This window comes from Clostridium thermosuccinogenes, from assembly GCF_002896855.1.
In the GTDB taxonomy this organism is placed as follows: Bacteria; Bacillota; Clostridia; order Acetivibrionales; family DSM-5807; genus Pseudoclostridium; species Pseudoclostridium thermosuccinogenes.
This window is the reverse complement of the sequence record NZ_CP021850.1, coordinates 2178839-2200837: the sequence shown is the minus strand read 5'-3', so window position 1 is coordinate 2200837 and position 21999 is coordinate 2178839. Positions and strand designations below refer to the sequence as shown.

The following is a 21999-nucleotide window of genomic DNA, read 5'->3' as shown; positions in this document are numbered from 1 at the left end:
TGCTTGATGAGAAAATTAATCAAAACTACTACAATTGCTTGCGGGTGTTAAAATGGCAGATACAGTATACATAACAGGACATAAAAATCCCGATACCGATTCCATATGCGCGGCGATCGCCTATGCGGAGTTAAAAAGAAAACTAGGCATAAATGCAATCCCTGTCCGCTTGGGGGATATAAACAAAGAGACAGAATTTGTGCTGGAATATTTTAATATACCAGCACCTGAATATCTGGCAACCGTGAGGACGCAATTGTCCGACCTGGATATCGACATAATAAGTCCTGCATGGCCGGAGGTCTCGATAAAAACAGCATGGACAATCATGAAAAAAAATAATGTTAAAGTGATTCCGGTGGTTGATGAGAATGAGAAGTTCCTGGGATTGGTGACTACGTCCGACATAACCAAGAAGTACATGGACATGTTGGAAAATGACATAATCGCTTACAGCAAGACTCCTTTAATGAATATCGTTGAAACATTAAATGCGAAATTGATATGCGGAAGCCAGAAGGACTTTAATACAACGGGAAGAGTAGTAATACCGGCAATGAATCCGGAAGAGATGGGGGCCTTTGTTTCCAAAGGAGACATAGTCATTGACGGCAGCAAAAAGGAAACCCAGATAAAAGCAATTGAACTGGGCGCAAACTGCCTCATTGTAACCTATAATGGCTCCGTTGATGAAGAGGTCGTGGAGCTTGCCCGTAAAAATAAGTGTATTCTGATGATTGCCCCTGGGGATACTTTTACGACGGCAAGGCTGATAAATCAAAGCATTCCGGTGGGATATGTCATGACCAGCACTAATGTGGTCAGCTTTAACATCAATGATTTTGTCGACGACATAAAGGATGAAATGCTGAGAACCAGGTTCAGAAGCTACCCTGTGCTGGATGACGAACAGAAGGTCAGAGGTTTCATATCAAGATACCATCTTATATCACGGAAAAGGAAAAAGGTAATTCTGGTGGACCATAACGAAAGGTCCCAGACCGTCGATGGGATAGAGCAGGCGGAGATTTTGGAGATTATCGACCACCACAGGATTGGAGATATACAGACCGGTTATCCGGTATATTTTAAAAACGAACCTGTGGGAAGTACATCTACCATAATAACAAATCTGTACTTTGACAAAGGCATACGGCCTAGTAAAAATATAGCGGGAATATTATGCGCCGCTATAATATCCGATACCATCAAATTCAAATCGCCCACCTGCACTCCGATGGATATTAACACAGCTCAAAAGCTGTCGGAGATAGCGGAACTTGACATTGACCGGTTTGCTTCCGAGATGTTCAGGAGGGGTTCGTCCTTAAGAGGAAAGAGTCTTGAGAAGATTCTGTACAACGATTTTAAAGAAGTACGGCTTGGCAAGTTTAAATTCGGCGTGGGACAGATAAATGCATCGGACAGGGAAAGCCTTTCTGAAATAAAGGATGATCTCATCAAATATATGAATGATATCTGCACCTTTAAGGATTATGATTTGCTGATACTTCTGGTGACAGACATAATCAATGTGGGTTCCGAGGTTTTATTTGCAGGCAGGGAAAAGAGCATAGCCCAGAAGGCATTTAATGTCGGTGCCGGGGAAGACAGCGTTTACTTAAACGGCGTTGTTTCCAGAAAAATGCAGATCATACCTCAACTGGCTGCAGCAGTCCAGTGATCCATACCCCACTTTTATGATTGTAAATCCTTCGCCTTTAACTTATAATACAGTTATATCAAATGTAAATGTTGGCTTAATATAATTTATGAGGTGCCTCATGGAAAAAGAAAAAAGGCAGAGGATATGGGAACTGGATTTTTTAAGGGGCATAGCCCTTATCATGATGATATATTTTCATGTCATATATGATATGAAGGATATATATGGTTATGATGTCGTCTATAGCTATGGAATCAATTACTGGATCGGGAAAATATCGGCATCAATGTTTATTTTGATCTCCGGCGTAAGCTCTACCCTTAGCCGCAGCAATGTAAAAAGGGGCTTAAGGGTTCTTGCTGCCGGGATGGCAATAACTCTCATTACCTATCTTTATGACCCGGAGTTTATTATAAAGTTTGGGATACTTCACTTTTTGGGAATAAGCATGCTGCTGTATCCGTTGTTTCAAAAAATGCGCTGGGAAGCACTGGCTGCGATCGGAACTGCAGTCATAATAGTCGGAAAGGTTCTGGAAAGAATTAATGCTCCCAATGATTATTTCTTTGCTTTTGGATTGACAAGCAGCAGCTTTTTTTCCTCTGATTATTATCCCTTGCTGCCTTGGTTCGGACTGTTTCTTTATGGGGTTTTGCTGGGAAAACTCCTGTACTCCCGAAGAAAAAGCCTATTCGGATTTTCTCTTAAAGATAACATAATAAGCAGCGCCGGAAGGCATACATTGGCAATCTATTTGATCCACCAACCAGTGATAATCGCCGTATTGTCCTTAATAAACCGGCTGGCGGGAAAATGACCGCCGGGAGTAAACCTTTGTTTATTTTCTTTGCTTTACATTACATGAAAAAAAATTGAACAAAAATGCTGAAATTTTCGTCCCATTATGTTAACATAAAATATGTTATGGTAATTATTAAAAGCTGAATCCTCTTTTTTAAGAGGTACGGAGGAACCAACTGTTTTTAGGGGTTAATCCATAATGGTAACTGGAAAGATGTGTACTGTTACATATATGATGTTATTAACATCAGACTGCGGTATGATCTTTGATATTTGATTAACAGCATTGTACACCTGTTTTCAGTTATCCGGCATGGTAGGGGTAATCCTATTTACCGAACCCGTCAGCTAACTTCGGAAGCTAATAATAGGAGGTTACGATGCATATTTTTAAAAAGGTACTGGCAGGTACCATGGTACTATCTTTTGCTTTAAGCTTACATACGGACGCTTTACATGCGGAAAACGGAAATAAGGAAACAGCAAAAGAAGAATCCCTCGTAGTTCTTGCCCAATCTGCAAATAATTCAGCAAAAGTATTGTCAACTTTTCTCAAAGGAACAGAATTCATAGCTTCAGGAAATTCTGGATCATGGATAAATGCTACATATGAAGGCGACGGCAGCCGGATTGGGGAGGATTTTGTATCGGAGCTGGCAGTCGCAGTAAACAGCAAAACTGAAATTAAAGAAATAGCCATAGTAAATACAGATGTCCTCAATATCAGAAAAGAGGCGAGTACCTCTTCTCCTGTAACCGGACAGCTTAAAAGGGGAGAGAAAGTAGGCATATTAGGCAGTTCGGGAAACTGGAGGAGAATAAAGACCTCTGAGGGAACCGTAGGATGGGTATATTATGAATACCTGTCGGACAAAGCGGCAGAATCAACAGCTAGTACTTTAGCTGCGACTGCCGCCCAGGAAAGCAAAGAAGCCGCTGCTACAGGTACGGCATATGTTACTGCCGACGTACTTAATTTGAGGAGTGACGCAAGCACTGCCGCATCGATAAAAGGAAAGCTGAAGCAAGGGGAAAAGGTGAGTGTATTAGGCACTTCCGGAGATTGGACAAAGGTAAAGACATCTGGGGGAACGACAGGATGGGTTTATTCCGAATATATTACGAATAAGGCACCCGTTACCTCGAGAGGCACCGCAGCAGCTAGAACTGACAAGGCATCGGATTCCTTATCCAAAGGGCAAAAGATCGTCGAATACGCCAAAAAATTCCTTGGTGTACCTTATATATGGGGTGGAACCACTCCCAAAGGTTTTGACTGCTCAGGCCTTGTATATTATGTATACAAACAGTTTGGAATAAATTTGCCAAGGACATCCAAGGAGCAGGCAACCAAAGGAACTACGGTCAGCAAATCGGATTTGAAGCCGGGAGACCTGATGTTCTTTGACACAAGCGGTGCAAACAACGGGGTTGTTACTCATGTGGGCATATACATAGGAAACGGAAAATTTATTCATGCTTCCAACCCAAAATCGGATGTAAAGATCACCAATGTAAATGACAGCTTTTATGTAAAAGCTTATATAAAGTCCAAAAGAGTGCTTTAATATTTAGCGATGGGAGTTTATCTACGAGGGCAGAAACGAATGGTACCATGACCGGGCAAATACCGGCAATCGTACGAAGCAAAAAGTTTAAAAAGAGAGAAATTTGTCATTATGAGGTCAATTGAAAAGGTAATTTCCACTTTGCAAAAGTAAATTCCATGGATGCTGTTATCATTGAGAAAAATAGTAATTCAGCGGGTTTTGGATTAGTTTATTTAGGCAAATTTTTAATGCTTTTCAGTCAATAATAGGTTAAAATATGAAGTAGAGGAACAAAGCCAGCCCTTTTTTGGGTATATCAAACTAGAGGTGTGAAGATTAACTAACTTTTTGCAAGAGTAATTTCCACCCTGTTTGTAAATGCTTATAGAGTTGTGGCTGGTGGTGCCTCTGGTTATTTAATATTTATTTCTTAAGAAGGGATGAATGCAGGGTGACATTATCTGTCGGGATGAGTTCTACATTCATCCTTCTTAATATTTCTTCCCCGTAGAGCAATCCAAAAGCCCAATAAGGGGTTTTATCCCCGAGATTCAGTCGACTGTACGAGTTGATATGGTTCATCATAAGAGTTATGTCCCGCTGAGTAAACTCATCAAGAGAAGTACCCTTTGGGATAATGCGTCTAATCAAAGCATGGTTGTTTTCTGCTGCGCCTTTCTGGTAAGGAGCCAGCGGATTACAGTAGAATACACAGGTTCTGCGTTGCCCATGTGAATCGAATTCAATAGCGGACGGATTCGAGAACTCACTGCCGTTGTCACAAAGTAATACCGGGAACAATTTGCGGAAGGTATCCGGGCCTAGTTCCAGGTAAAGCTGATCAAAGATATCAATGACAGATTGGGAGGTATTAGCATCTCTAATGAATGCGAGCATGAGCTGTGGGACAGTAAAATGCAGTGTCAGCAGGACTTTGCCGCCTATTCTTCCTATTACCGTGTCCATTTCCACTACGGGAAGGTCCGGATGCTCTTGCATAAATTTAAGAAAGTCTTGATAAGTTCGGCCTATTCGGCATTTTTTATCCACTTTGAACTGGTCTTTTCCCTTTTTACGTCTGCCCATACGTACAACTCTTGGCATATCGATATTTTTTGCTGTAAAGATACCCTTGTCCACATAGTTGTAGAGTGTGCGTTCATCGAGCATGATTTCATCAGCATGGTTAATGCATATATGGTGGAGTGACTGGCCTTTAATTAGCAGCGGGCTAATAATGGAATCCAATCTTATCGCTTCTTCTTCAGTGATTTGTAAACCCTGACGGCACTCAGAGCGTACTGTCTCGTATTCTCTTTGTGCATGTGTTGCAGAATAAATCCTCTTCTCTAATGTACAAGACTGTTTGTCTTCACAACCATTACAAACATAGGGCGGCTTCGAAAGCTTGGGACAAATTTCCTGTTGATACTCATGACATAGTGATGAACACATGCGAGACTTGCAAGCGCGACAATAACGGCTACAACGCAAACTGCCGCAAAGATGCTTAACAGGGCAACCAATACGATGTTTACAATCATTGAACACTCTTCCATAACAGCCGGTTTTCCTAAATTGGATATGGTTCTTCACTTCCTTGGATATCGTGGTTGGGTCCTTTCCAAGCTCGCGTGCTATGCTTTTGAATGATTTCCTGCTGATTAACCTTTGTTCAATTATATTTCTTTCTTCCTGACTCAAATGTTTAAAGCCACGCATATATGTACCCCCTTCAGAGGCACCACCATATATATCATAGCTTTTTGAGAGACAATATTCCAGCTTTCACAAGAAAATAGGAACAGTGTGATCTTTGCAAAAGTAACTTCCACCTTTCTCATTTCTAGCGATTTGCAAAACTAAATTCCACTGTCTATGAATTTGGGGTGGAAATAACTTTTTCAATTAAACTTTGTCATTATGATAGATTTCTCTCTTTTTAATTTGATATAAAGCATTAACAATACCCAATGTTTATTGTATAATAGATAGAAATATTTATAGGAACATTATTGACAGAGAGGGAGATGCATTTTATTATATTAAACATATAGGTATAGTTGGAATTACATATGAATATCATGTAAGAAAGAATACCAATTAATTTTCAAAAAACTGATAATAGCTGTGAAAAGATTAAAAACAGGGAAAACCGATAATTTTAAGGGGTGTATATAATGCAGGTTTATGATAAATTTGAAAAATTGAAAGAGAATCTGAAAAACATGGGCAGTGTTGCGGTAGCATTTTCCGGAGGTGTCGATAGCACCTTTCTATTGAAAACAGCTTATGACGTATTGGGGGATAATGCCGTGGCCGTCACAGCCACCTCGTCCACTTATCCGGAAAGGGAATTCAAGGAAGCCGTAGCCTTCGCAAAGGAACTGGGGGTAAGGCACATAGTAATTTCATCGGAAGAGCTGGAGATTGAAGGTTTTAAGGAAAATCCCGTGAACAGGTGCTACTTCTGTAAGAACGAACTGTTTACCAAGATATGGGAAATAGCCAAGCAGAACAACATAAAATATGTGTTGGACGGTTCCAATTATGATGACCTTGGAGACTACAGACCCGGTATGCAGGCTATCAAAGAACTGGGGGTTGTAAGCCCTCTTAAAGAAGCCATGCTGACCAAAGAGGAAATAAGGAAGCTTTCAAAGGAAATGAATCTGCCTACCTGGGACAAACCTTCCTTTGCTTGTCTTTCATCAAGGTTCCCTTATGGCCAGGAGATAACAAAAGAGAAGCTGGAAATGGTGGATAAGGCAGAGCAATTCTTGCTGGATCTGGGATTTAAGCAGGTTAGAGTTCGCCATCATGGTGATATAGCAAGGATTGAGGTATCCAGAAGCGAGCGGGAAAAATTCTATAACGGGGAACTTATGGATAAGGTCTATGAGGAATTCAAAAAGATAGGGTTCAGATATACTGCCCTTGACCTTAAAGGCTACAGAACAGGAAGCATGAATGAAACCTTAGACATAAAGTCTGATAGCGGGAAGTAGATGCAAAGTGGATAAAAGTCTTATAGTTCAGATATACATATTGGATAAAAGGGGTTGAAGTGGGTTGATAGAGATAAGAAATCTGAGTAAAAGTTACAATACTCAGAATGGCAGAGTAAACGCTCTGAATAATATAAATCTTACCATCAGCGACGGAGAGATATTTGGCATAATAGGCCTGAGCGGAGCTGGCAAATCTTCCCTCGTCAGGTGTATAAACATGCTTGAAGTGCCTGATTCGGGAGAGGTTGTCGTAAACGGCAAGGACGTGACGAAGCTTAAATCCGCCGAGCTGCGAGAGGTAAGGAAAAAGATAGGGATGATCTTCCAACACTTTAACCTCCTTATGAATTCGACGGTTTACGATAACATAGCCTTCCCATTGAGAATATCCAAAATACCGGAATCAGAAATAAAAAAAAGAGTGGATCATTTGCTGGAAGTGGTGGAATTGACGGAAAAAAGGAATGTCTATCCGGCCCAGCTGTCCGGAGGTCAGAAGCAAAGGGTGGGAATAGCCAGATCCCTGGCCAACAATCCGGACATTATCCTGTCAGATGAAGCCACATCAGCACTGGACCCTACCACCACCGATTCCATATTGAAGCTTTTAAAGAACATTAATCAACAGTTTGGCATAACCATCGTGGTTATCACCCATGAGATGAATGTAATAAAAAAGCTCTGCGACAAGGTAGCCGTCATGGAAAACGGTATAATAGTGGAATACGGTTCGGTGATAGATGTTTTTTCCAATCCCAGGACGCTGACTTCTAAAAAGTTTTTGAAGGATATGATGGCTGAACTTCCTGACGGAATCCTTTCGGACAGAGATTCCCATGGAGACGAAATATTAAGGGCATCTTTCGTAGGAAGCATTACCGGTGAACCTGTAATTTCCCAAATGGTCAAGAAATTCAACATAGATGCCAACATAATAGCCGGAAATATAGAAAATATACAAAATACCCAGGTGGGGATCCTGCTTATAAAGCTTTCCGGTGACAGGGAGAGCATAATTGCAGCAGAAAATTATCTGACTGAGAATAACGTGAGAATTGAGGTGCTGACGGAAAATGTCATCTGATAGTGAACAATTATGGGAATATGCTGAATATTTGCTGGACTTGATATTGCCAGCCATTGGGGAAACTCTTTATATGGTCTTTTTCTCAACACTTTTTTCGGTAATACTGGGTTTTATCCTGGGTGTGATACTTGTAATAACAGATACGGGGCATATATGGGAAAAACCCCGTTTAAACAATATATTGGGCTCCATTGTCAATATCACCCGCTCCATACCCTTTATAATACTGATAATAGCATTGTTTCCCCTTTCAAGGTTGATTGTCGGAACTACAATCGGCTCAACGGCTGCAATTGTACCGCTTTCCATAGCCGCTGCACCTTTTGTCGCCAGGATAATAGAGTCATCCTTAAGGGAAGTTGATTGGGGTGTAATAGAAGCCTCCCTGTCGGTAGGTGCCACCATACCCCAGGTGATATTCAAGGTTATGATACCGGAAGCCATGCCATCGCTGATATTGGACATAACCACCACGGTTATAAGCATACTGGGATATTCAGCCATGGCCGGAGCTATTGGCGCAGGAGGCCTGGGGGATGTAGCCGTAAGATATGGCTATCAGAGGTTTCAGAATGATGTATTGGTTGCGACCATAATTGTACTTATTATATTGGTTCAAATTATCCAAGCCGCAGGCAACGCACTTTCAAAGAAATTTGACAAGAGATGAGGACACATCTCAAAAATGTTTATATCAGCAATTCAAACCAATACAAACCGGTGCTTGCATAGAACTGCCAATATCATAATCTGCAAAGGTTTGCAGATATGAGTCGGCATATGTTGTTGCATCTTGATGAGTATTTGTTATTTCAACAAACATCACCAGATAAATACATATATGGGATGATATGCCTTTGCTTAGAATTATTATTACATAAGTGTGTAGAGAAAAAGCAGCATTGATAATTTGTCATGATATTTAATAATGGCAATTTTGCCAAATTTAAATATAAATTTCAGGGCTGTAGTTAAGGGTGCCCAGATTATTAAACTAAAATTAAAGGAGTGAATTGTATGAAGAAAATATTAGTTGCTTTGTCGATTATTATGGCAATTTCTGTATTTGCCTTTTCTGGTTGCACTTCCGGAAATTCAGGGAAGAAAACCAAGCTGGTGGTAGGTGCCAGTCCTACTCCCCATGCACTTATTCTTAAAGAAATCCAACCGATTCTTGAGGAGAAGGGTATTGAGCTGGAGATAAAGGAAATGACTGATTATGTCACACCAAACACAGCGCTTAATGATAAGCAGCTGGATGCCAACTTCTTTCAGCACACGCCTTACATGGAGAACTTTGCAAAGGAAAACAATATGGAGCTGGTGGTTGCCGCAGAAGTCCATATAGAGCCGATGGGCGCTTATTCCGAAAAGATAAAGTCGGTGGATGAACTGCAAGACGGAGCCATTGTAGCTATACCTAACGATCCGACAAATGAAGGAAGGGCACTTATATTGCTCCAAAAGCAGGGCCTCATCAAACTGAAGGATGAGGATGAACTTATCCAGACACCAAAGGATATCGTTGAAAATCCGAAAAATCTCCAGTTCAAAGAACTGGAAGCTGCACAGCTCCCAAGAGTCCTGCCGGATGTGGATCTGGCTGTTATAAACACCAACTATGCTTTGGATGGCGGCCTCGATCCCATTAAGGATTCAATATTCATGGAGGACAAGGATTCCCCATTCCCCAATGTACTTGTAGTAAGGCCTGATAACAAAGATGATCCGGCAATAAAGGAGCTGGCAAAAGCTCTTAATTCCGAAACTGTAAGGAAATTCCTTAAAGAAAATTTCGGGGATTCAACTATTCCTGCATTCTAATATATAAATAGAAATATTTGCTCCAAATCATCAAGTAGTCAAAAAAAACTATCCCGGGAAGCAATACTCCCTGGATAGTTTTTTTTGTAACATCAAGGCTGATTTGCAGGACGCCATAATTCAAAAAGAACTGTGGGTGGAATTATTCCTCACAATGGATAAAATTATCGGTCATTTAAAACGAAAACACTATAGTGTATATATAAAGTTTTTAGTTTAATAATAAGGATGTCGCTAAAAAGCTTGTGTTATTTGCTATAGAAAGCATAGGGGTTTTCAAATTATCAAAGCAATGCAAAACATGAATGAAAAGCATGACATGACGCTAAAAGAGAGGAAAGGCATCAGGAGGTATGCAATATGAGGTTTGCCAATTTTATCAATAGAATAAGCACTCAAATGCTCAACACTTTTCCTTTCAGAAGAAATGAAATGAGGGACAAATCCAATGCGGAGAAAGAGCTGGAAGCTATAATGGAAAGATATGCAAAAGAGGAAGGAAAGAAAAGGAACTAATGATAAAAAGATATGAATAGTAAGAAAACAAAATCCTTGGGAAACCATCCGGGATTTTGTTTTACTTTCAGGGTATGCATGAAACAGGTTATAAAAATAATTTTTTAGTAGCTATTGACAATTTTGAATAATAAATATAAAATAAAACCATAAAAACCGATAAGAATAGTAAGATATAAATTGGAGGTAGCATTATGGCTAAGATAGCAAAGAAGTTAACGGATCTGATAGGCAATACTCCACTGTTAGAACTGTCAAACTATAACAAGCAAAACAACATAGAAGCCCGGCTTATTGCAAAACTAGAATATTTTAACCCAGCAGGAAGCGTTAAAGACAGGATCGGATATGCAATGATAAAGGATGCGGAAGAAAGAGGGCTGATAAAAGAGGGAACCGTTATAATCGAACCTACCAGTGGAAATACCGGTATAGCTCTGGCTTTTGTATCGGCATCCAAAGGATACAGGCTGATACTCACAATGCCGGATACGATGAGCATTGAAAGAAGAAATCTGTTAAAAGCTCTGGGTGCAGAGCTGGTGCTTACTCCGGGAGCGGCAGGCATGAAGGGCGCTATAGAAAAAGCCAAGGAGCTGGCAAAGGAGATACCAAATTCGTTTATTCCCCAGCAGTTTGAAAACCCAGCCAACCCTGAAATTCACAGAAGGACTACCGCAGAAGAAATCTGGAGGGATACCGACGGCAAAGTGGATATATTTGTTGGAGGAGTAGGAACAGGCGGAACTGTAACAGGGGTTGGGGAAGTATTGAAGCAGAGAAATCCCAATGTTAAAATCGTCGCTGTAGAACCTAATGATTCGCCGGTTTTGTCCGGAGGTAAGCCGGGACCGCATAAGATACAGGGTATCGGAGCAGGTTTTGTTCCTGCAATATTCAATACCAAGATAATTGATGAAATATTCAAGGTAAAGAATGAGGAAGCAATGGAAACCTCAAGAAAGGTTGCAAAAGCCGAGGGATTGCTGGTTGGAATATCTTCCGGCGCTGCTTTGTACGCAGCAACACAAATCGCCAAGAGGCCTGAGAATGCAGGAAAAACTATAGTGGTTGTCCTTCCCGACACCGGTGAAAGATATCTGTCGACGGTTCTGTTCCAGGAAGAATAAGAATTATCGCAGAAATGAATTTAATTTAATGAAATTTGGCATATTAAAGTAAAGAGTTTGAATACTCTTTACTTTTTTGTTTATGAATTGTTTTATGAATTATCAACTGCTGGATATGATTTTATGATTTTATGATTTTATGATTTTATGATTTTATGATTAAGAGATTAAATATAGGCGATTGTACCGGAAAGAGGAGTGGACATGGCCGGAAGATTAGAGCGAACTTATGGTAAGATATATAAATATCTGCTGGCTTTTATAAATCCCATCAAAAAGCGGATAGTTCGTGTGGAAGCCGGCATACATAAATATATAAACCGCCGGGCGGTGGATATATTGAAAAATGACGGATATAAAGATGCATATTACTTTTTTTACGATCACATGGCGGAGTTGAATGCCGGAGTTGTATGGGCAGATCAGGATTTCAAAAGCATAAACCATTTTTTTGACCCCAGCAGGAAAAGAGGACTTTATGGAAGCAGCAATGCGGTGAAGCTGGCAAGCGAATATTATGAAAATGCCCTTCGGTATTGGAATGCCATGGATACGGAAAAGGCCATTTTCTATCTTGGGGCTGCGGTGCATATAGTCCAGGACATGACCATACCGCAGCACGCCAGCATCCGGCTTCTGGCCAGCCATCATCAATATGAGGCATTCATAAGGAAAACCTATCTGTATTCATCGCGATATGCAGCCTATAGGGGCGGATATTATAATATGGGCAGCATAGAGGATTATATCCACTGCAATGCCCGCACTGCGGTAAAAATCTACAGGAAACTGAAAAATATTAAAGATAATAACAGAAAATATTACACCATAGCCAAGTTCACTCTGCCGCTCGCTCAAAAAACCACGGCAGGCTGTCTCCTGAATTTTTACAAGGAGATATCACGAAGGCATGTATAAAGATGATTTTAATTAAATTCAACAGAGGAATCCATGTGTATAAAGATGCATTTTACCAGGATGATGTTTAGTAAAAGAACTCTTAATTGTAACAATCAAAGCAACCGTAAGATAAAAAATGATTAGTCAAAATCCAATCCAACAGCTGGAATAATCAGACTTACAGGGTGTTTTATTAAAACAGGGTATTTAAAGGGGAAAGGTTTCTTTCTCCTTTTTTGTATGGAAAAGTATTCAACTTGTTGCTATAATGCTTGTAATGAGCAATTTATAACAGCATTTTTCATCCATTGGCTTGTAAGGAAATGCTTTGCTCGCATACATGCAGAATGAAATGATAGGGGGTTTAATGATGATTGGTATAGGAACTATTGCCAATGTGGCTGCAATAATTGCCGGAAGTGCCCTGGGCGTCTTTGCCAGAAACGGGCTTTCCGAGAGATTTAAAAATACGGTTATGCAGGCTATAAGTCTTTCTGTAGTTATGATTGGTATCTCCGGCACATTGGAGGGTATTTTTTATGTTGCAGAAAACGGAGGAATAAAAAGCCGGTACATAATGGTCATGATACTGAGCCTTGTTGCAGGCGGACTGACAGGAGAAGCTCTAAGCATCGAACAAAAGCTGGACAAGCTAGGTGAGTGGTTTCAAAGAAAAGTTGCCGGCAGCGGAGGCAGCTTTGCCCAGGGTTTTGTTACTGCGACCCTGGTGTACTGTGTTGGAGCCATGGCTATAGTTGGCTCTTTGGAAGACGGATTGATGGGAGATGCAGGTACTCTCTTCGCCAAATCCATTTTAGATGGCGTTACTGCCATAATTTTTACGACTACAATGGGAATAGGGGTGGCCTTTTCCGCGTTGCCCGTGCTTATTTACCAGGGCAGTATTACTTTGCTGGCGGGGATAATAAAACCATGGCTTACGGAAGCTGTAATCACCCAGATGTCCATAGTGGGAAGTGTTTTGATTATGGGCATTGGAATAAACATGTTGGATATAAAGAAAATCAAGGTGGGAAATTTGCTTCCCTCGATTTTCATGCCCCTTGTCTATTATGTGGTTTGCACTTTGTTAAGCTCAATATAGGGGAGTAGAACCTCAAGCCTGTGCTTAGTCTTTTATAACAATAATATCAATTTTGCAAAAAAATTGAATCAAAAATAAAAATTCTTTTGTTTTACTTGGAACCTTTTGGATACATTTCTCGTCTAAAACAATGATAATCTGTGGAAAATTTATCCTATAGCAGATTTAAAATATTGATTAGGAGGTATAACTAATGAGCCTTAAAAAAATCGCATCTTTATCCCTTGTTTTTCTGTTGATTGCGTCCTTGGTTTTCAGCAATACCGTTTTTGCAGGGGATCTCACCAAGGAAGAGATTATGCTTAAGATAGCTGCCGGAGAAATTATGCCGGAAGAAGCTATTAAGGAAAGCGACGTAAAAATAAAAAAGGATCAGGCTGTGAAAATCGCAGAGAAAATGCTTGATGACCCTGATCTTTATAGTCAGGGGTATGTTTCTCTATCCCCATATTGGGGCAGCGGCATCACGATATGGAGCGTAGAGTTCAGTAAAAAAGAAGGCTTGTCAGGAAGCGTAAGTGTGGCTGTTGATGCCAATACAGGAGATATTGTGTCCTTTAACGCTTGGGAGTCTTATGGCAATAACAGTGCTTTTGTTGCAAAGTTTACCCGCGATGAAGCAAAAGCTGTGGCAGAAAAATATATAAAAGAAGTATTGAAGGAAGATATAAAGAATTTTGAGCTTCAAAACGAAGATGATCCTTATCTGTACAGCAGCTATCGCACCAGTGGAGTAAAGGAGAGAATAACATATTACTTTGATTTTGCAAGAAAAATCAACAATGTAATTTTCCCGAACTACAGCATAAATATTGGAGTGGATGGCACGGAAGGTAAGGTTACCAGCTTCAGCATCAACCGTTTTGATTTGGACAGCATAAAATTCCAGACTCCTAAGAACTTGAAAACGGTAGAGGAAGCTCTGAAGGAATACAGGAAAACAGTAGATTTCAAACTGCGCTACTCATTAAATTACAAGCAGAGCATTTTTGGTCCTGCAAAGCAAAAGGTAATCCTGGCTTACACACCTGTGTCCAGCATGTACATGATGGATGCGGTTACAGGAAAAGAAATGAATTATGACGGGACAGTGATTGACAGCAAAGCAGTTGAGACCGGGCTGTCAGATGCTGATCTGGTTCCAATGGATCCTAATGCAAAAGAACCAAAGAGCAAAGCTGTTAATGACGAGGAAGTCAAGAAGATCGCAGAGGGATATAAAAAGGCTGTAGAGGAAATCCTTGGGGTAAAATTCGATGAAAATAATTCCGGAAATGGATATTACTACTTGAATGGCTCGGAAAAAATATGGAATTTCAACTGGTATAGGAATGAAGAATATAAACAAACATATTTGAACTTGAGCATAAATGCCAACACGGGTCATGTTTTAAACCTTAACACCGGCAGCTATGATTATTCCTACGATATTATGCTTAAGGAAGGAAAAAAGGCTGAAGAAATCGTTGAGAATGTGAGCTGGGAGCAAGGTAAAGAAAAAGCTGCTGAAGTTATCAAAAAGCTGGTACCGTCCCAGTATGGATTTTATTCCGATAGAAACCTTAAAGCTCCTGAGCTGAATGAAGAAGCCAAGAAGTACATGAAGGAATACAGCTATAACTATGTAAGGGTTGTAAACGGCATTGAGTTTGGAAGCAACAATATTTATGTAGGTATTGACCGTACAACAGGAAATCTGACCAACTTCAACTTTACATGGAGTGATGTGGAATTCCCTAAGGTTAAGGATGTAATTCCGCTAGAGGAAGCAGCAGAAAAGTATTTTGAAAATATGACAGCAAAACTTAGATACTTTGTTAGCATAACCTATGATGAAAACGGTAAACAGAAGGTTGGCGATACGGCGAAGCTTGTGTACAACTTCTACAATAAGGATAATCTTTATGGATATTATGAAATTGATGCATTAACAGGCGAGCTTGTGGATTGGTCAGCTTATGATGAGAGGATTACACCCTTGTCCAGCATAAAAGCTCTCGGACCTCACTGGGCTCAGAGGAGCGTAGAGCTTCTCATATCTCAAGGAATTTTGAGAAAGCAGGATTTCAAGTATGATGAGAATGTTACAAGGCAAGATGCAGTAAAAATGTTAGCTCTGGCCAAGGGTATAAGTTACTACTATACAGTAGCCACAGACAATAAATCTATGACTTTTAAAGATGTCACTGTGGACGATCCGTACTTCGTCTATGTGGAGAGTGCCGTAATTGATAAAATTATCGTTCCCAGCGGTGATAAGTTTAACGGCAAGGAAGAAATAACCAAGGTGGAATTTATAGAATTGCTTACAAACCTGATAGGATACGGAGATATAGCAAAGAAAGATGAAATTTTCAAGCTGCCCGAAAATATTGAAATTAGCAAAGATAAAACAGGGTATGCAGCCATCTGCTCCGTATTGGGCATACTGCCTGTCAAAGAAGGAGAAGTTTTCAAGGGAGACGACAAGGTTACTTATGCTGAAGCAGCGCAAGCTTTATACAAAGCACTTAGCTTCATAAAGTAAAGAAACACTTTGATGAAAGGTGCCGTAGAGCTAATACTGCGGCACCTTTCCAATTATTGACAAGAAATTATCCTTTATGGCATAAATTGCAATTTTAATTGAACTGGGCAAAGGCGTATGATATGATGTATATAGCCAGTATTAAGGATGCCTGTTTGTTGTTACCATAAAATCTGATGTTGCGGGGGGTTAGCTTTTTATGGATAATCTCATCAAAGTGGGAGTTTCTGTTGTTTCAATTTCCGATTCTGAAAGCAATAATGATAATTTTTATATAGACGGAAGATATAAACAGGAATATGAACAGGATAAAATTCAGGTTTCAGTTGAAAGAAGCTCCGAACTTCATTTATTCGGGCTGACCTTTGGAATGGACAGAAGCAGTCCGGAAATGAAAACGCCGGTCTCGATGGTAAGGGAACTGAAAAAATTTCAAAGCAGGATATCTACCTGGGGCGGTGATATAGACGGAAAGCTGGAGCAGATGTCCGATTGCGTAAATGAAATAAATAATATTATATACAGCATGTCTATAAATAATCCTGAACACAGGGACAAGCCTTACAGTTTCGCGGGGCTCCTGATGGACGGCGGAATGGCAGCGGCTGTAAGCAGCGGAAGCAGCAGGATCTATTTGATGAGGGACGGGCGTTTAAACCAGCTTTCAGGTGAAAACAGCAAAATTGAAAGATTGTTGAGAGCAGGAATCATATCCAAAGAGCAGGCTAAATCCCTTTCATCCAAAATGGATGGCATTTCAGGCAACAGCATGGCAGGAGTACAAAAGTCCAACACCTTCCATTTAAAAGAGGGAGACATATTCCTGATATGCAGTGATAATATAGTCAAAGCTATGGATGAGCAAGCGATTTCTGAAGTGCTTTCAAAGGATGCCGATACGGACTATATGGCCAATATGCTGGTCAAAAAAGCTATAAACATGGAGCTTTCCGATGGAATATCCGTAATGATAGTTAAGGTGGAATTGGTAAATAGTCCGGAAGAGGATTTTGAAATAAATGTAGAAAGGAATACAGAATCAGAAGAAGATTTTTACGAGGATAAGGGAAAACGCAAAAGTTCCGGTTTTACCGGCACTATTGTGGCATTGATCACTTGCATAGTGGTTGCAGTTTCTTTATATTACCTGTATAATGAACTGTGGCCGGGAAAACATCAAAGCAAAAACGACATTCCCACGGGACAGACCAGCACTTTGGACCCGACAGATTCCAAATCCGGCGGTAAAAACGGCGACAGCCAGGACCAGCAGAGCGATGAGATTGGAGAGGATCAGAGCGGAGGCGAAGCGGATGCAGAAGGTGATGCTTCTTCTGGTGAAAACGAAGGTGCTGAACCTGTTGTGCATATAGTTGAACCGGGAGACACCCTGCAAGGGATAAGCAAAAAGTATTACAATGATATAGAGAAATACACCTTGATAATGGAAGCAAACGGGTTGACTGATCCCAACAAGCTCATGGTGGGGCAAAAGCTGATAATACCAGAAGATTAACAGGCTTTATCCCATCTAAAAGGAGTATTTAAGCTATAATTGCTATTGTTGCAATTTAAGTATCCTGGCATAGCCTCAGGCTTTAAGGAGTTGGTTTCTTTTTAGGTTTGCGAATTTGCTGCAGATGCCGATCCAGCTGAATTCGGATGCGCTTGAACCCAAGAATTCCGGTGATAAAGGATGATGCATAGGAATAATGTAAAAACTTTGATGATATGATTTTAATGATATTGTAAAGAAAAATTCTTATGTAAAGGGGATATTTACAATTGGACAGAATTTCATATGATACGGAACTGGTTTGCTCAAGAAAAATAACTTTCAGCATAGAAGACGGAATAGTAAAAAGTGTAGAATTTAAGGAAGGATGCCGGGGCAGCCTTCAGGGAATCGGAAAACTGGTGGAGGGAATGCCGGTTTCCGAGGTTATAAAGAGGTTAAAAGGCATAGACTGCAGGGGAAAAGGGACATCCTGCCCAGATCAGCTGGCAAAAGCCCTGGAAAAGGCTTATGAAGCAAAGGCAGGGACATAGAATGACTAACCCTGCCCGTTTCCGTGCATCCTCCGGAATTCGGAAGGTGTCAAGCCTTCATGCTCTTTAAAAATGGAGCAAAAGTAGCTGGCGTCGTTGTAACCCGCTCTTTTTCCTATTTCCCGTATAGGTTCATGTACGGATTCGAGCATCATTTCCTTTGCCTTCTGGACCCTAAGTCTGGTGAGATATGTAAAAGGGCGCATATTAAAGGTTTGCTTAAAAATGCGGCATAAGTGGTATGGGGTTATATCTATGAGTTCCGATAATTCCTTTAAAGTGATATCCTTGCTGTAATTTTGCTCCATATAGGATATAACAGGCTGCAGTTGATTGTATTTTGGATATTTATTCGTGGAATTGACAGGATCTATATGATTTTTTACTTCGATAAGAAACTTATAAAGCAAAACTGAGGTTTCAAATCCTTTTACCGCTTTTGACGACTGCAGTGAAACATAAATGCCTTCCATGAGATTTTCTACAGCCTGAATATCGGACAGGCTGAACACTTCCCAATCTGTAAGTTTAAGAAGCTCCATAAGCTCATGCACCGCATAACCGTTAAAAGTCAGCCAGTGGGTTTCCCAGGGTTCTTCCAGGGGATAATACTCATGGGGTATACGGGGATAAAAGAAAAAACCTGTGTTTTCAGATATCAGATGCTCACCGCCATCTATTTTCAGCATGCCTGAACCCTTGACACAATGCAACCAATGGTAATCCCCGCACCCGGAAGGCCTCACCATATGATCCTGATTTTCAGAGATACCTACACTGGTTACGAAAAAGGGTAGTTTTTTCTCTTCTTCAGTAATTAAAGGAAAAATGGTTTTACTCATAATACACCTCATAACGGATTTTACCCATTATTATAACTCAATATAAAACATTGTGCCATCTTTTCAAATAAGTAGGTTCAATATGCAATTTACTTGCATCCGGAGGCAGGCAAATCTCTTGGCCTTAGAATACCTTAGAAAAAGCAGGCCGTCATTGCATGCATTAATTTTCACAGGTATAATATTACTAGTATAAAATTGGAGGGATATGCCATCACGTTCAGTAAACAGGCGCTAAGAGCCATTGAAGCTCCGGGGGATAAATCCAAAATCATACTCAGAGGACCTACCGGATCGGGAAAATCTACGATACTGCTGGAAAGATATAAATACATGGTGGAAAAGCTGGGCATACCCAGTGAAAAAATACTGATACTGCTTCTTAACAGGATGCAGTCATTGGAATGGAGGTCGAAAACAGTCCTTGGTTCGTCAGGAAGCATATGGAGAACTTCTTATTATGGCTTCATCCAGGGAGAAATAAAGACCTTTTATCCGATTGTTTTAAAAAACTGCGGCGAGATAGCAAATAAAAGCATTCAGCCTGTATTTATGACCTTTGAGACGGCACAGTACCTTGTATCCAAGGCTATAGAACCCCGCCGGGATGCCAAAGGCATTTTTGCCGGACTAACTTCCTTTACCGACCGGATAGCCATAGATCTTACATCCAATCTGGTTAAGGCGGCCACTTCCGATATTCCTTATTATGAAATCGGCAGCAGGCTTTATAATGCACTGGAGCAGAAAAATGACATAAAAAAGCAAATTTTTAGTGAGGCTGATGAGATAATCAGCGCATACAGAAAGAAATGCCTGGAACTGGGAATCCTCGATTTTGGAATGGCAGTAGACCTATATAATAACTGCCTTTTAAAGGATGAGGAATATAAAGCCCATCTGTTTAAAAGGGTGGAGCACATAATAGTTGACAATATAGAAGAATGTGTGCCTACGGAAGTTGACTTTATAGAGTACCTCCTGCCCAACCTAAAAACATGCCTGCTTGGCTACAATCATGAATGCGGTTATGGGGAAATATTCGGAGGAAACCATGAATATATGAAGAAAAAGCTGCTGGACAAATGCAGCATTATTGACCTGGAAGGGTCTTATACCTGCAAGGAATTTATGTATGAATTTTCCGACATGTTGTATAACAATATAGAACACTCCCAGGGTGCAAAGCTAAAGGATGATTCGGTAATCATCCGGGAAGCCCCGGTGGAGCTGAGAAGTGAGATGTTGGAAAATATCGGACAGAAAATATGCAGCCTGATAAAAAATGAAGGGTACAAGCCTTCGGATATTGCTGTGATTTCGACCTATGCGGACCCGGTGACTGAGTTTGTCATAGGAAGAATGCTGGAGAAAGAGGGAATTCAGCTTAAAAATCTGACGCGTAAAAACCGGGTGGTGGATAACCCCTTTTCCCAGGCTCTTATCACCCTGGCCCATTTATGCCATCCGGGATATAATATTTTTCCCAACCGGGATGATGTAAAAGCTTTGATAAGGATGCTGCTAAAAATCGATCCTGTGCGAAGCTCCATCCTGGCAGGAGAAATATGCAGCCAGAGGCCATTTGCAGAGCTGCCCGATGTTGAGTTTCCGGGTCTGGTGGAGAGGATAGGCTATTATAACCTGGAAAAATACGAGTACATACGCAACTGGATAAAGGAGTACAAGGAAAGGGAAAATCCTCTTCCGATTAATGAGTTCTTTCAGAAGGTTTTTCTTGAAATTCTCATTTCCAGGGAGATTTCCGATGATGACATCCTGCAGGCAAAGAAGCTTATAGACAGCGCCCAGACCTTTGTTGACACGGTTTCCAGGTTCAGCAACATGAATGCGAACAAAGGCTTCCTGGACATGATAAGGGGAGGTATAAAAGCGGCGGAGAGCATTTTTGAACTGGAAGAAACTCTTAACGGAGACTCGGTGATATTGTCCACGCCCATAGCTTATCTGTCCAGCACCTTAAAAAGCAGGATAATAATCCTAAGCGGCATAAGCAGTGAGAACTGGACGCCTAGGAGCATAAAAGAGCTGACCAATGCCCATGTCCTTACAAAAACCTGGGACACCGGCAAAATTTACACGGAAGAAATGGAAGAATCCTATCAAAGGCATTATCTTGCCATAATAATGCGGGCGTTGCTAAGACGCTGCAGTGACAGGCTATATACCTTTGAATCAAATCTATCGGCCAACGGATATGAAAACAACGGCATGCTGTCGGAATATCTGGATGAAATGCTTCAGTAGAGTAATTATGGTAACTCAAACACTCTTAAAAGCATAATATGTAAATATGAATGCTGATAAAGGAGAGTGTTAGTATGATTCCATATGACGACGACCGCCAAATAGAAGGACAGTTTCCTCCCTTCGGACAGCAGTTTGGCCCTCCCTTTGGACAAGGGCTGGGACAGTTTGGACCAGGCCAGTTTATACCGGGATTCCAACCCGGCGTGCCAGGCGGTTTCATGCCTCCCGGCCAGGCAGGTCAAGGTTTTCAGCCGCCATCAGGGCCACCGCCAAGCTTTACACCTTCTGTCGCCCAGGCCCAATCGCTGGCAGCACCGGGTACAGGAGTAGGAGTATTTGCCGTGGACCCTGGAGCTATTATTCCATGCCGTTTCAGATTTGTTTATCTGTGGCTTAGAAACGGACAGCAGTTCTGGGCGTTTTTAGTATTCGTCGGCAGACGTTCGGTGGCAGGCTGGAGATGGACCGGACGCAGATGGGTATACTTTGGTGTGGACCTGGATGAAATACAGTTCTTCGCATGCTATTAGTATATTTCAGCCAAGCATGATAATAATATAACTCTTTGGTTCTGACCTCTGTTGGTTGAAAATATCCTATTTTAGAGCAACAAATCAGACTAACACTGAAATTTAACAATTTATCGTATAATTTTCAACCAATTCAGTAAAGAACCTCTCTTTTGTTTCAATAAGGGCGGATTTTCTCCGCCCTTGATAT

The 21999-nt window shown here is 40.9% G+C and carries 18 protein-coding genes and 1 riboswitch; of the genes, 16 read left to right on the top strand and 2 right to left on the bottom strand.

Going from position 1 to position 21999, the window contains the following annotated elements:
- Positions 1 to 52: 52 nt before the first annotated feature.
- From CDO33_RS09650 to CDO33_RS09640, 3 genes are all read left to right on the top strand, one after another.
- Positions 53 to 1684 carry a putative manganese-dependent inorganic diphosphatase gene (locus CDO33_RS09650; RefSeq protein ID WP_103083219.1) on the top strand — a complete coding sequence of 544 codons (1632 nt, stop codon included), beginning with the start codon at positions 53 to 55 and terminating at the stop codon, positions 1682 to 1684.
- A gap of 100 nt (positions 1685 to 1784) precedes the next feature.
- Entirely contained in the window at positions 1785 to 2483 is a 699-nt protein-coding gene (locus CDO33_RS09645) for a heparan-alpha-glucosaminide N-acetyltransferase (protein ID WP_161496620.1), read from the top strand.
- A 112-nt stretch (positions 2484 to 2595) separates the two neighbouring features.
- Positions 2596 to 2845: riboswitch (cyclic di-AMP (ydaO/yuaA leader) on the top strand.
- Between the two features lie 2 nt (positions 2846 to 2847).
- A complete protein-coding gene (locus CDO33_RS09640) occupies positions 2848 to 4035 on the top strand; it encodes an SH3 domain-containing C40 family peptidase (RefSeq protein WP_103083217.1) in 1188 nt (395 codons plus the stop codon).
- A 405-nt stretch (positions 4036 to 4440) separates the two neighbouring features.
- Here CDO33_RS09640 and CDO33_RS09635 read toward each other — a convergent pair whose 3' ends face one another.
- The gene (locus CDO33_RS09635) at positions 4441 to 5739 is read right to left on the bottom strand and encodes an IS30 family transposase (protein ID WP_103083328.1); all 1299 of its coding nucleotides are present in this window, start codon (positions 5737 to 5739) and stop codon (positions 4441 to 4443) included.
- A 458-nt stretch (positions 5740 to 6197) separates the two neighbouring features.
- Here CDO33_RS09635 and larE point away from each other — a divergent pair, with 458 nt between their 5' ends.
- From larE to CDO33_RS09585, 11 genes are all read left to right on the top strand, one after another.
- Entirely contained in the window at positions 6198 to 7025 is an 828-nt protein-coding gene (gene larE, locus CDO33_RS09630) for an ATP-dependent sacrificial sulfur transferase LarE (RefSeq protein ID WP_103081276.1), read from the top strand.
- Between the two features lie 64 nt (positions 7026 to 7089).
- Entirely contained in the window at positions 7090 to 8112 is a 1023-nt protein-coding gene (locus CDO33_RS09625; RefSeq protein WP_103081275.1) for a methionine ABC transporter ATP-binding protein, read from the top strand.
- The gene (locus CDO33_RS09620) at positions 8102 to 8785 is read left to right on the top strand and encodes a methionine ABC transporter permease (protein ID WP_103081274.1); all 684 of its coding nucleotides are present in this window, start codon (positions 8102 to 8104) and stop codon (positions 8783 to 8785) included. Before CDO33_RS09625 ends, CDO33_RS09620 begins: the two co-directional genes overlap by 11 nt.
- A gap of 347 nt (positions 8786 to 9132) precedes the next feature.
- Positions 9133 to 9939 (top strand): MetQ/NlpA family ABC transporter substrate-binding protein, encoded by an 807-nt coding sequence (locus CDO33_RS09615; RefSeq protein ID WP_103081273.1) that lies wholly within the window; start codon positions 9133 to 9135, stop codon positions 9937 to 9939.
- 360 nt (positions 9940 to 10299) lie between these two features.
- On the top strand, positions 10300 to 10455 hold the full coding sequence (locus CDO33_RS20820; RefSeq protein WP_161496486.1) for a hypothetical protein: 156 nt from the start codon (positions 10300 to 10302) through the stop codon (positions 10453 to 10455).
- Positions 10456 to 10649: 194 nt separating this feature from the next.
- Positions 10650 to 11585 (top strand): cysteine synthase A, encoded by a 936-nt coding sequence (gene cysK / locus CDO33_RS09610; RefSeq protein WP_103081272.1) that lies wholly within the window; start codon positions 10650 to 10652, stop codon positions 11583 to 11585.
- 204 nt (positions 11586 to 11789) lie between these two features.
- Positions 11790 to 12503: a zinc dependent phospholipase C family protein gene (locus tag CDO33_RS09605; protein ID WP_103081271.1), complete on the top strand. Its 714-nt coding sequence runs from the start codon at positions 11790 to 11792 to the stop codon at positions 12501 to 12503.
- A 349-nt stretch (positions 12504 to 12852) separates the two neighbouring features.
- Complete coding sequence (locus CDO33_RS09600; protein ID WP_338053255.1) at positions 12853 to 13590, top strand: DUF554 domain-containing protein; 738 nt, start codon at positions 12853 to 12855, stop codon at positions 13588 to 13590.
- A 193-nt stretch (positions 13591 to 13783) separates the two neighbouring features.
- Positions 13784 to 16117, top strand: a complete 2334-nt coding sequence (locus CDO33_RS09595) for a YcdB/YcdC domain-containing protein (RefSeq protein ID WP_103081269.1) — start codon at positions 13784 to 13786, stop codon at positions 16115 to 16117.
- A 199-nt stretch (positions 16118 to 16316) separates the two neighbouring features.
- Positions 16317 to 17633 (top strand): LysM peptidoglycan-binding domain-containing protein, encoded by a 1317-nt coding sequence (locus CDO33_RS09590; RefSeq protein ID WP_103081268.1) that lies wholly within the window; start codon positions 16317 to 16319, stop codon positions 17631 to 17633.
- 278 nt (positions 17634 to 17911) lie between these two features.
- Positions 17912 to 18166 (top strand): TIGR03905 family TSCPD domain-containing protein, encoded by a 255-nt coding sequence (locus CDO33_RS09585; protein WP_103081282.1) that lies wholly within the window; start codon positions 17912 to 17914, stop codon positions 18164 to 18166.
- 5 nt (positions 18167 to 18171) lie between these two features.
- On the opposite strand, the gene CDO33_RS09580 is transcribed toward CDO33_RS09585, so the two are convergent.
- Positions 18172 to 19008 (bottom strand): AraC family transcriptional regulator, encoded by an 837-nt coding sequence (locus CDO33_RS09580; protein ID WP_161496485.1) that lies wholly within the window; start codon positions 19006 to 19008, stop codon positions 18172 to 18174.
- Between the two features lie 198 nt (positions 19009 to 19206).
- On the opposite strand from CDO33_RS09580, the gene CDO33_RS09575 reads away from it, so the two are divergent.
- Positions 19207 to 21276, top strand: coding sequence for a UvrD-helicase domain-containing protein (locus tag CDO33_RS09575; protein WP_242973884.1), 2070 nt, complete (start codon positions 19207 to 19209; stop codon positions 21274 to 21276).
- Between the two features lie 74 nt (positions 21277 to 21350).
- Positions 21351 to 21809, top strand: coding sequence for a hypothetical protein (locus CDO33_RS09570; RefSeq protein ID WP_103081266.1), 459 nt, complete (start codon positions 21351 to 21353; stop codon positions 21807 to 21809).
- The last annotated feature ends 190 nt before the right edge of the window (positions 21810 to 21999 follow it).

Bases quoted from the DNA above. Each gene is read 5' to 3' on its own strand.
- CDO33_RS09650 (WP_103083219.1), top strand. From the start codon at position 53: ATGGCAGATACAGTATACATAACAGGACATAAAAATCCCGATACCGAT.
- CDO33_RS09645 (WP_161496620.1), top strand. From the start codon at position 1,785: ATGGAAAAAGAAAAAAGGCAGAGGATATGGGAACTGGATTTTTTAAGG.
- CDO33_RS09640 (WP_103083217.1), top strand. From the start codon at position 2,848: ATGCATATTTTTAAAAAGGTACTGGCAGGTACCATGGTACTATCTTTT.
- CDO33_RS09635 (WP_103083328.1), bottom strand. From the start codon at position 5,739: ATGCGTGGCTTTAAACATTTGAGTCAGGAAGAAAGAAATATAATTGAA.
- larE (WP_103081276.1), top strand. From the start codon at position 6,198: ATGCAGGTTTATGATAAATTTGAAAAATTGAAAGAGAATCTGAAAAAC.
- CDO33_RS09620 (WP_103081274.1), top strand. From the start codon at position 8,102: ATGTCATCTGATAGTGAACAATTATGGGAATATGCTGAATATTTGCTG.
- CDO33_RS09615 (WP_103081273.1), top strand. From the start codon at position 9,133: ATGAAGAAAATATTAGTTGCTTTGTCGATTATTATGGCAATTTCTGTA.
- CDO33_RS20820 (WP_161496486.1), top strand. From the start codon at position 10,300: ATGAGGTTTGCCAATTTTATCAATAGAATAAGCACTCAAATGCTCAAC.
- cysK (WP_103081272.1), top strand. From the start codon at position 10,650: ATGGCTAAGATAGCAAAGAAGTTAACGGATCTGATAGGCAATACTCCA.
- CDO33_RS09605 (WP_103081271.1), top strand. From the start codon at position 11,790: ATGGCCGGAAGATTAGAGCGAACTTATGGTAAGATATATAAATATCTG.
- CDO33_RS09600 (WP_338053255.1), top strand. From the start codon at position 12,853: ATGATGATTGGTATAGGAACTATTGCCAATGTGGCTGCAATAATTGCC.
- CDO33_RS09595 (WP_103081269.1), top strand. From the start codon at position 13,784: ATGAGCCTTAAAAAAATCGCATCTTTATCCCTTGTTTTTCTGTTGATT.
- CDO33_RS09590 (WP_103081268.1), top strand. From the start codon at position 16,317: ATGGATAATCTCATCAAAGTGGGAGTTTCTGTTGTTTCAATTTCCGAT.
- CDO33_RS09580 (WP_161496485.1), bottom strand. From the start codon at position 19,008: ATGAGTAAAACCATTTTTCCTTTAATTACTGAAGAAGAGAAAAAACTA.
- CDO33_RS09570 (WP_103081266.1), top strand. From the start codon at position 21,351: ATGATTCCATATGACGACGACCGCCAAATAGAAGGACAGTTTCCTCCC.